Source organism: Aneurinibacillus danicus, from assembly GCF_007991215.1.
Classification (GTDB): domain Bacteria; phylum Bacillota; class Bacilli; order Aneurinibacillales; family Aneurinibacillaceae; genus Aneurinibacillus; species Aneurinibacillus danicus.
The window spans coordinates 1-9,559 of the sequence record NZ_BJXX01000197.1 but is presented as its reverse complement, the minus strand read 5'-3'; the positions used below and the strand labels follow the sequence as shown (position 1 = coordinate 9,559).

9 protein-coding genes are annotated in these 9,559 nt (G+C 48.8%); 3 read left to right on the top strand and 6 right to left on the bottom strand.

The window, feature by feature from the left end:
- Positions 1–95: 95 nt before the first annotated feature.
- From ADA01nite_RS19895 to moaA, 4 genes are all read right to left on the bottom strand, one after another.
- Positions 96–971 (bottom strand): SDR family oxidoreductase, encoded by an 876-nt coding sequence (locus ADA01nite_RS19895; protein ID WP_146812181.1) that lies wholly within the window; start codon positions 969–971, stop codon positions 96–98.
- A 121-nt stretch (positions 972–1,092) separates the two neighbouring features.
- Positions 1,093–1,551, bottom strand: coding sequence for a pyridoxamine 5'-phosphate oxidase family protein (locus tag ADA01nite_RS19890; protein ID WP_146812180.1), 459 nt, complete (start codon positions 1,549–1,551; stop codon positions 1,093–1,095).
- Positions 1,552–1,659: 108 nt separating this feature from the next.
- Positions 1,660–2,160, bottom strand: a complete 501-nt coding sequence (moaC, locus tag ADA01nite_RS19885; RefSeq protein WP_146812179.1) for a cyclic pyranopterin monophosphate synthase MoaC — start codon at positions 2,158–2,160, stop codon at positions 1,660–1,662.
- A gap of 4 nt (positions 2,161–2,164) precedes the next feature.
- Positions 2,165–3,166 carry a GTP 3',8-cyclase MoaA gene (gene moaA, locus ADA01nite_RS19880; RefSeq protein WP_146812178.1) on the bottom strand — a complete coding sequence of 334 codons (1,002 nt, stop codon included), beginning with the start codon at positions 3,164–3,166 and terminating at the stop codon, positions 2,165–2,167.
- A 218-nt stretch (positions 3,167–3,384) separates the two neighbouring features.
- On the opposite strand from moaA, the gene ADA01nite_RS19875 reads away from it, so the two are divergent.
- The gene (locus tag ADA01nite_RS19875; protein WP_146812177.1) at positions 3,385–4,404 is read left to right on the top strand and encodes a ThiF family adenylyltransferase; all 1,020 of its coding nucleotides are present in this window, start codon (positions 3,385–3,387) and stop codon (positions 4,402–4,404) included.
- A gap of 160 nt (positions 4,405–4,564) precedes the next feature.
- Here ADA01nite_RS19875 and ADA01nite_RS19870 read toward each other — a convergent pair whose 3' ends face one another.
- On the bottom strand, positions 4,565–5,248 hold the full coding sequence (locus tag ADA01nite_RS19870) for a hypothetical protein (protein ID WP_146812176.1): 684 nt from the start codon (positions 5,246–5,248) through the stop codon (positions 4,565–4,567).
- 67 nt (positions 5,249–5,315) lie between these two features.
- Positions 5,316–7,982, bottom strand: coding sequence for a DNA translocase FtsK (locus tag ADA01nite_RS19865; protein WP_146812175.1), 2,667 nt, complete (start codon positions 7,980–7,982; stop codon positions 5,316–5,318).
- Positions 7,983–8,186: 204 nt separating this feature from the next.
- Here ADA01nite_RS19865 and ADA01nite_RS19860 point away from each other — a divergent pair, with 204 nt between their 5' ends.
- Both ADA01nite_RS19860 and ADA01nite_RS19855 read left to right on the top strand, forming a co-directional pair.
- Entirely contained in the window at positions 8,187–9,143 is a 957-nt protein-coding gene (locus ADA01nite_RS19860) for a MerR family transcriptional regulator (protein ID WP_170230387.1), read from the top strand.
- Between the two features lie 13 nt (positions 9,144–9,156).
- Positions 9,157–9,552 carry a hypothetical protein gene (locus ADA01nite_RS19855; RefSeq protein ID WP_146812173.1) on the top strand — a complete coding sequence of 132 codons (396 nt, stop codon included), beginning with the start codon at positions 9,157–9,159 and terminating at the stop codon, positions 9,550–9,552.
- Positions 9,553–9,559: the final 7 nt, after the last annotated feature.

Genomic DNA, 9,559 nt, shown 5'->3' with positions numbered 1-9,559 from the left:
CTCTTCTCTCTTTATCCTTCGTACCATAAAAGTCAGCTGGCCTTCCCATCATTTTTATGTCCGGGTTACGGCTGAGATGCCATAGAGCACAAGTTTTATCCGTTCAGTACAGTACCGCCATTTACGTGAATTGCCTGGCCGCTAATGTAGGAAGAGTCATCGGAAGCAAGAAATACATAGCTTGGCGCTAATTCTTCCGGCTGACCCGGACGCTGCATCGGCGTGTCTTTACCGAACTGCTCCACTTTATCCGGCGTGAATGTGGACGGAATCAGCGGCGTCCAAATCGGTCCCGGAGCTACGGCGTTTACGCGAATTCCCCGTTTGACAAGTGACATAGACAGGGAACGGGTAAACGATACGATCGCCCCTTTGCTCGATGAATAATCGATGAGAAGCGGGTGGCCTTTGTAAGCGGTAATGGATGCCGTATTAATGATGGCACTGCCCGGCTTCAAGTATTTGAGCGCCTCTTTCGTCAGATAAAACATCGAAAAAATATTTGTTTGGAATGTACGGTGCAACTGCTCGGACGTAATGTCTTCGAAGTTCTCCTGTACATGCTGCTCCCCTGCATTGTTTACAAGAATATCAAGGCGGCCGAATTCTCCAATTACTTTTTGGACTGCGCTCTGGCAGAACGCCTCGTCGCCGATATCGCCCGCGATTGTCAGACAACGGCGGCCTTCCTGTTCTATCTGCCGCTTTGTCTCTTCAGCATCACTGTCCGCTTCTAGATACATGATGCAGACATCCGCCCCTTCTTTCGCATATGCAATTGCGACCGCACGGCCGATACCGCTGTCACCGCCGGTAATCAAAGCGACTTTATCCTTTAACTTGCCGCATCCTTTGTACTGATAATCCTCCGCGTTTGGCTGCGGGGCCATCTGCGATTCGATGTCCGGCTGAAGATACCCGTGTTGCGGAGCCATAGAAGTCAGTTTGTCTTTTCCGTTTTGCTGTGCCATAATCAGCCATCCTTTCTCGCCTGTTTGATTGTAAAAATAACCACATTATATGTTGTTCCCCGCCTCTACCTGTTTGAACCAAAAAAAGCGAAACCGTTTGGCTTCGCTTTTTTTGGTTCAATTATTTTAGCATTGCAGCGTAAACCTGCTCATCCAGTGCTTTCGCTTTCTCCAGGTCGTATGTTTTTTCGAATTTCGGTTCCTGAACGATTTTTGCGCCCCAGAACATGCTCTCGTGAACGGCAGTAATCTCGACTTCGATATTGGCGAGCGGCATCGCTACACCTTCCATTTTTTCTGTCAGCACCGTACTGTTGCCAACGATGGAGTAAACGGTTTCCAGCCCAATAACGCACAGCGTTACGCGCGGATTGGATTTTACGTTCGCCACAATTCTAGACGAGGCGCTGACAGAGAAGCGGATTTTGCTCTCGGACGGAGCTTTCACCCAGGAAATCGCATTAACCGTAGGCGTTTGTGTCTCTGCATCCACCGTGCTAAGCAATATCAATGTTTCCTCATTTAGTAGCGCTACTTGCTGTTCTGTCAGTGTAGTGGGAATTTCTGTTTTTTTTGCCATAAAAGCCTCTCCTTCACTTTATTTTTGCTTCTTAAAAACTTCCTCTTCGTCTTCAAAAGCAATATTTCCTGCTTATAAAGCATACATATAAAGAAAAAACCTCACGCTCTATTCAAAAGCGAGGCTAATTTCGATATCATTGGAAAAGTCGCCGCTTTTCCCCCCGGTCTTCTTTACCAGATAGGTAGGACCGACTATCATTTCTTTATCCATTGCTTTACACATATCATACACAGTCAGTCCAGCTACCGTCGCCGCAGTCAGCGCTTCCATCTCCACACCGGTCATGCCTTTCGTTTTGACGGTGACATCGATATACAATGTATCCTTCTCATTGTCCGAAAACCGAATGTCGACACCGGTCAGCGCGAGCGGGTGACACATCGGAATCATATCGGACGTTTTCTTGGCCGCCATAATACCAGCCACCTGTGCCACCGCCAGTACATCCCCCTTGCCGACGCGCCCTGCTTTAATCCGGTTAAGCGTCTCCGGTTTCATGACGACCCGACTTTTAACGACGGCCGTTCTCTCCGTTACTTGTTTCTCCGTAATGTCTACCATACGGGCCCGCTGCTGCTCGTTAAAATGGGTGAGTGATTCGCTCATCGTCTTATCCTCCTATTTGCGACATACGACGGACGGTCGGCGTATGAGACTGCGCTTCGTTCGCCAACGCCCGTGCCATCTCATGATTCTCCGGTTTTGCATCAATTGCGCGCAGGAACAGTCGCTGGATGGCATGCTCGTCTCCAATCAGCGGCCGTACATTCCACTCATCGTCCCAGTATAAGCATGGCTTAATATTACCGTCCGCAGTCAGGCGCAGGCGGTTGCAATTATCGCAGAAATGATCGCTAACCGGGTGAATCAAGCCGAAGGTACCTGCGGCACCCGGAATGCGGTAATTATCTGCCGGTCCGTTGCCGTAAATATCACCCGCCGGCTCGTATGTATATCCCATCTGCTTAACCCGTTCAAATACGGTATCCAGCGAAATATATTTCGCGCGCCAGCCCTCGTCATTATGCCCAATCGGCATATATTCAATAAAACGAATCTGCAGCGGCTTTTCCAGCGACATACGAATGAAATCCTCGATTTCATCATCGTTCTGTCCCTGCATTAGCACGACATTTAGTTTAACCGGATGAAAACCGGCACGCACTGCCGCCTCCAGACCGTCCAGCACGCGCTTAAGACTTCCCCCTCGTGTAATATAGGCAAACCGCTCAGGTTTTAAAGAATCCAAACTGATGTTCACACGGGTAACGCCCGCTTCTTTCAGAGCTTCCGCTTTTTGGGCAAGAAAGATTGCATTCGTTGTCAGCGCGATATCTTCAATCCCGGGAATAGTAGAAAGCATGGCAATTAATTTTTCGACTTCTTTGCGGACCAGCGGCTCTCCTCCGGTAAGACGCAGCTTGCGTACTCCTATCTTGGCGACGGCCGAGACAACCTCCGCAATTTCCTCGTAACGCAAAATTTTCTCGCTCGGTTCAAATTCCATTCCTTCCGCCGGCATGCAATAAACACAGCGCAGGTTGCAGCGGTCGGTTACCGAAATTCGCAAATAATCGTGGACGCGGCCAAATTTATCAACCAATTTATCCATAGAGCACGCATCTCCTTTAGTCATTTTTCCGAGTCCTATAAGTATACTACACTATTATTCCTGTTGAGAATGTGGAAAAAAGTAAAAAGCACATCCCTATAAACTTTCCAAGACGCGCTTCTTAACATGCTATAGGTTTCTTTTCCCAAACATGCTACAATAAATACGTTCTAAACGTTTTTTTATGGTATCAGATTTAAAGAATGGGAGCATCTTATATGGATACACGCTATTCAAGACAACTGCTATTTGCCCCAATCGGAAAAACAGGCCAGGAAAAGCTGGCTGCAAGCCGTGTTGTTATCGTGGGTGCAGGCGCGCTCGGGGCCGTGCTGGCCAACCATATGGTACGTGCTGGAGTCGGATACGTCCGGATTATCGATCGCGATTTCGTAGAGCCAAGCAACCTCCAGCGTCAGATGCTATACGACGAAGATGATGCGGCGGCTCATCTCCCTAAAGCGATAGCTGCGGCGGAAAAACTGCGGCGGATTAATAGCGGTGTTACCATAGATCCGGTCATTGCCGATATAATAGCGGCCAACGCTGAAACACTACTTGGCGATTGTGATTTAATTCTGGACGGTACAGACAATTTTGCAATCCGGTTTCTAATTAACGACGTCGCCGTCAAACACGGCATTCCATGGATATACGGTGGTGCAGTTAGCGCCAAAGGCATGTTTGCCGCTATCCGGCCGCATGTAACCCCGTGCCTGCGCTGTTTCATTCCGGAACCGCCGGTCGGAGGGGAAACGTGCGATACAGCGGGTGTCATCGGTCCGATTATTCATATTGTCGCTTCCTATCAAGCGGTAGAGGCTCTGAAGTTGCTTGTTGGGGATGAGAAGAACTTAAATCCCAACCTTGAACACATGGAAATCTGGCGCAACATGCATACCCGGATGAATATAGCAAACAACCGCAACCCTGAGTGCCCAACCTGCGGCAAAGGTAGATTCGAATTTCTGGAACTATCCGGCGACGAAGATACGGTTACTTCCCTTTGCGGGCGCAATAGCGTACAGATCAGCCCGGCGAAGGAACAGAGACTGAACTTAGAAGAACTTGAGAAACGGTTTACCCCGCTCGGAGAAGTAGAACGAAACAAGTTCCTGCTTCGCTTTCATATCGGTGAGCATATTTTGGTTATTTTTCCGAACGGTCGTGTCGTCGTTCAAGGAACCGATGACATAAGTACAGCACGTTCTCTCTATGCCAAATACATCGGAGCATAGCCACTATGAAAAAAGCACCCGTCTATTGAAGTATAGTATCTGCAATAGACGGGTGCTTTTTATGTGAAAATCGTGAGAAAAAAGAGGGAGGAAGAACCGGGGAAGAAAAAGGCATTCGCCTTTTTCAGCATTGAAATCCAGCCTCTCTCCTCTTAATTTCTTACTGATACATACGCAACACTTCAATGCCGTGCTGCTGCATGAACAAGCGCCATGACCACTGGCTATTTTCTTCCTTGCTCCGTTCAAAATCCGCTTCTAAATTTTGCTGAATCTCACTAATGCGTTCTTTGTTAATTAGGGAGTAAGGGCCGATAAACCGATGGACAAACCCTACTTTTGCAAGACGCGCAAACAAGTACTGGCCGATCATAAACTCACTGCGCGCCTGCTCCCGATCGCCGAGCGCCACATCGATCGCTTCACCGCCCCATAAGTCGGTCAGCCGGTATCCCTCTTCCCATGCTTCTTCCACACGGTATATAGTTGGATATGCTGCCATCCAATGCGCGGCAAGATGCAATTCCTGCTCGGACAAATTCGTGTCCTGATCCAATAAATACTTCTCGATAAGACGCTCGCCCTTAATATTCTGATATTCAAGCAGCAGCCAAATGCCATACTGCGCTTCCCAAAACGGGGTTAGCAACGCCTCGGAAGAAAGATTAACCTTGCTTCGGAATATATGTTTAGCCCGCACCTTCTCACGAAGATTCAGCACGCGGCACGAGTATTCACGAAGCTTCTCCATCAATCCCTCATGCAAGTCGTTAAAACACCGCTGTTTCGCCTCTCGCTCAGCAAAGAAATCGACAAGAACCGACGATTCGTGTTCATTCTGCAAGACGATTCAACTCCTCACTTTACGAGTGTTTCCCTGTATTATACCACGAAACAGCGGCTGTAAGGTACTACTCCCTTCTCGCTTCCCCTCGAAACAACTTATCGTATTCCGCACGTGACAGGAATACATCACGCGGCTTAGAACTCCCGGTCTGTCCGGAAATGAATCCCTTCTCTTCCATCATGTCGATAAGCCGGGCCGCACGGTTGTATCCAATCTGAAAGTTTCGCTGCAAAAGCGATGCCGACGCCTGGCCGTTCTCTACACAAAACAGGACGACTTCGGCAAACAATTCATCCGTATTTTCCGACATCATCGCCTGCGTTAAATCTTCTTTCTCAAACAAATAATTCGGCTCCGCCTGACTGCGGACATACTCGGTAACAGCCTCGATTTCATCGTCTGATACATACGGGCCCTGCAGACGGATCGGCTTGGAACTGCCGCTTGATAGGTACAGCATATCACCACGGCCAAGCAGACGCTCTGCCCCATTCATATCGAGAATGGTGCGGGAGTCAGTCTGTGAAGAAACAGAGAACGCAACCCGTGTCGGGATATTGGCTTTAATTAACCCGGTAATGACGTCTACCGACGGGCGCTGGGTCGCCACCAGCAGATGGATGCCGCAGGCACGCGCCTTCTGGGCAATTCGGCAGATCGCCTCTTCCACATCATGCGGCGCCACCATCATTAAATCTGCCAGCTCGTCAATAATAATGACGATGCTTGGCATGATATATTCCTTCTCGTCCGGATACGCACGACGCATTAAGTCGTTATAACGTGTAATATCGCGGGCCCCTGCCTCGGCAAATTTCTCATACCGGCTATCCATCTCCTGCACCGCCCACTTGAGCGCTGCCGTTGCCTGTTTCGGATCAGTGACGACCGGAGCGACAAGATGCGGCAGACGGTTATACGGAGCAAGCTCCACCATCTTTGGATCGACGAGGAGCAAACGCACCTCTTCCGGTGTCGCTTTATACAAAAGGCTTAGAATAATCGAGTTGATGCATACGCTTTTTCCCGAGCCGGTCGCACCGGCGATCAGACCGTGCGGCATTTTAGCCAGGTCAGCCACAATCGGCTCACCGCCGATATCCATCCCCAATGCTACCGTAAGCGGTGACTCCGCTTCCCGGAACGCTTTCGATTCCAGAATAGAGCGTAGAAACACGGGCATACTTTGTTCATTTGGCACTTCGATCCCTACGGCTGAACGGCCGGGAATCGGGGCTTCGATGCGGATATCGCGTGCAGCCAGACTTAACTTAATATCATCAATTAGATTTGTGATTTTATTGACTTTCACACCCGGTGCCGGCTGAATTTCATAGCGTGTAACCGTAGGCCCGCGTACCGCCCCGATGACTTCTGCGTTCACATTGAAATTATGGAGCGTGGTTGCTAACACCTCTCTTTGCTTCTCAATGTATTCCGTGTCTTTTATCTGCACACGCGGCGGAGGAATTAGCAGGGAAAATGCTGGCTTCTCATATGTTTTTCCCGACGGCACAGCAGGTGCAGGTATAGCGGTCGATGGTCCCGTCCATTCCGTCCGTTTCTCAGGCTCAATTTCAGTCACCACAGGCACAGGCTTCACACCTGGTATCTCTTTCTCAAAAGAAATCATCTGTGCGTCTGTTTCAGCAGAAGACAGAGATTTCTCCTCTTCAAAAACGGGCTGCGATAATGGAAGGGAGCGGAAAGTCAGCTCTTTCGGCAACTCTTCCATCTCTTCTTCAACAGACGGCAAAGATACCTCCGCTGCTTCAACCTCTTTTTTGTCTTCTCTTTTTACCTCACCCGGCTTATTTTCTGCCGCTCTACTCTCCGCGGCGGTATGCGCCAGGATCGAAAGTATTTCTTCTTCATCCCGTTTTCTTTCTTCACGGCCAGAGATGACGTTTTCCTGACGCTGTATCGATGCAGATGCGGCGTGCTTTCGCCCCTGAGCCTGCCGTCCGGACTGTGTCGCCATTGCTTCCGTCTCCTTAAACGACATAGGATGCGCCAGCGTAGAAAATATCCGTTCGGTTTGTTCTTCTTGCTCACGCTGCTCCGGACGCTTGCGGCCGTAAATAGGAGAGATTACTTCCGTCGGCCGGAATGGCCGCTTTCCTCCCCTGGATGCACCTGCCATGCGTATCTCTTGTCCCGTGCTTTCCTGACGAACCGCACGACTCTTCTCATATGCGGACCGCTGAGAAGTCTCCTGTACTCTTGCCCGCATGCGCTCTTCCGCTTCGCGCTCTTCACGTTCTTGCTGCCGCCGGCTTTCCTGGTCCCGTATGTACTCCTGAATCGGTGGCTCGTCCGGAATTAACGGAAATGGAAACGCATCTTTATTTTGCTTCCGTTTCCGTCTCTGCACGGATGGAGAGGTCGCCGGTTTCTTCTCCCGCAGAATACGAGTCCCAAGCGACTTCGAAGATTTGCGCTGCTCCACGGCCCGCTCAACTGTCCGTTTTGGATAAATGTTTGCCGTCCGTATCGTCAGGTGCTTGTTGGCAACCGGAATCGGAGCAACCTGCGGCTCGGATTCCTCGTATTCTTCTTCATAGATTTCAGATTCCACACGCTCTTCGTTTTTGTCTTTCGCGTACTCTTCTGCCAGAAGCCACTGTTTGAATCGTTCAAGCCAACCTTTCAAAGCGTCTCTTCCTTTCTTTCTCCGCTTCTTTCGCTTCTCCCTACAAAACGCCGAACCGCCCGGTGTTCTAAGCGGCATAGTATCGTTCTCACTTATTGTATTGTAGCATGATTTCTTGTTTTTGCTAGGTTGGATGAGAAGACAAAAGAAGCTTTGCTATTTTCTAATATCAAGGCTATACTGTATAATTAACGTATAATAAAATTATAAAAAAGTTCTATACTCAGTGGAAAACACCCTTGTCTTGCCTGCATGCATGAATTGCACGAGAGGATGTCCACGATGAACAATATACAAGGGAAATACAATATTAAAGCAGTTTCCAATCTGGTAGGCATCACTACCCATACACTGCGTGCCTGGGAACGGCGATACGGCATAATTGAACCGAAAAGAACGGAATCCGGTCACCGTCTATACACCGAGGAAGACGTCGCTACACTGCGCTGGCTGAAAGAGCAGGTAGAGAAGGGACTCCATATCAGCAAAGCGGTAGAAATACTCAAAGAAAAGCAGCAGGCATATTCATCACAACCTGCGTTTGTCCTCATCCGTCAGGAAGCGGACCCCCTTCCTTCTTCACAAAAAGAAGACACGATGTCTCTGATAAAGGTACAGCAGGAACATTTAATTCACGCCCTCCTTTCCTTCAATGAAGCAGATGCGCATGCTATTCTCGATCGATCTATGGCCATCTGGCAGCCGGATGACGTTCTGCACGATATCATCATTCCCGTATTCATCGAAATCGGCGACCGCTGGGAGAAAGGCGAAATTACGGTAGCGCATGAACATTATGCCAGCCAGCTGCTAAATCAGCGCATTCAGCCATTCTTCCGCTATACAAAAATTAACCCCACCATGCCGCGCGTACTTACCATGGCGGGACCGGGTGAACAGCATACCATTGGAATTACGCTATTTTCGCTATTCTTACGCCAGCATGGACTCGATGTATATTTTCTCGGTGCCGACACTCCGCTTGATAGCGTAAGACAAATCGTTCCGGAGCTAGTCCCTGAGATTATTTGTATTTCTATTACCCTAAAGGAAAATATACCAAAGCTTCGCCAGCTAATTGAGGACATTCATACTGCATATCCGACGATTATTTTCGGGGTAGGGGGAAGAGCAATGGAGAGCTATTCCTTGCCGGAATCCCTCAAACCATATTATATTGGATATACAAGAAATGAATGGGAAAAGTGGCTGCGCCGAATACTTGAAAACAGAGCGTAAGGAGGAGAATCCAATGGGGATACGGTCGGCTTACTTGCTGCTTTTTTTGCTATGTTTCGGCGTTCTGAGCGGATGCACGGAATACGGAACAAAAGCAATCGAATCTGTAACTGAAAACGAATTTAAAGCGACGTACGAATCATATAACAAGACGGTCACCAAAAAGATACCATCCATTCCGGACACAGTGCTTGCCATCCAGGTCCAGGAACTTCAATTCAAAAAAGGCAAAGTCACAATTAAGGTAACCGATCCGAATGGCAAAGAAGTGTTTAAACAGGAATTTGAGCCGGGGACCTACCAGGATGGTTACGCTGTTCATTTTGATCAAAAAGGCGACTATGAAATGACCTTTACGTTCGAGCACGTCGAAGACGGAAAACATCTCATTACTTGGGAAACCGATTAATCAATAA

Bases quoted from the DNA above. Each gene is read 5' to 3' on its own strand.
- ADA01nite_RS19895 (WP_146812181.1), bottom strand. From the start codon at position 971: ATGGCACAGCAAAACGGAAAAGACAAACTGACTTCTATGGCTCCGCAA.
- ADA01nite_RS19890 (WP_146812180.1), bottom strand. From the start codon at position 1,551: ATGGCAAAAAAAACAGAAATTCCCACTACACTGACAGAACAGCAAGTA.
- moaC (WP_146812179.1), bottom strand. From the start codon at position 2,160: ATGAGCGAATCACTCACCCATTTTAACGAGCAGCAGCGGGCCCGTATG.
- moaA (WP_146812178.1), bottom strand. From the start codon at position 3,166: ATGGATAAATTGGTTGATAAATTTGGCCGCGTCCACGATTATTTGCGA.
- ADA01nite_RS19875 (WP_146812177.1), top strand. From the start codon at position 3,385: ATGGATACACGCTATTCAAGACAACTGCTATTTGCCCCAATCGGAAAA.
- ADA01nite_RS19865 (WP_146812175.1), bottom strand. From the start codon at position 7,982: ATGCCGCTTAGAACACCGGGCGGTTCGGCGTTTTGTAGGGAGAAGCGA.
- ADA01nite_RS19860 (WP_170230387.1), top strand. From the start codon at position 8,187: ATGAACAATATACAAGGGAAATACAATATTAAAGCAGTTTCCAATCTG.
- ADA01nite_RS19855 (WP_146812173.1), top strand. From the start codon at position 9,157: ATGGGGATACGGTCGGCTTACTTGCTGCTTTTTTTGCTATGTTTCGGC.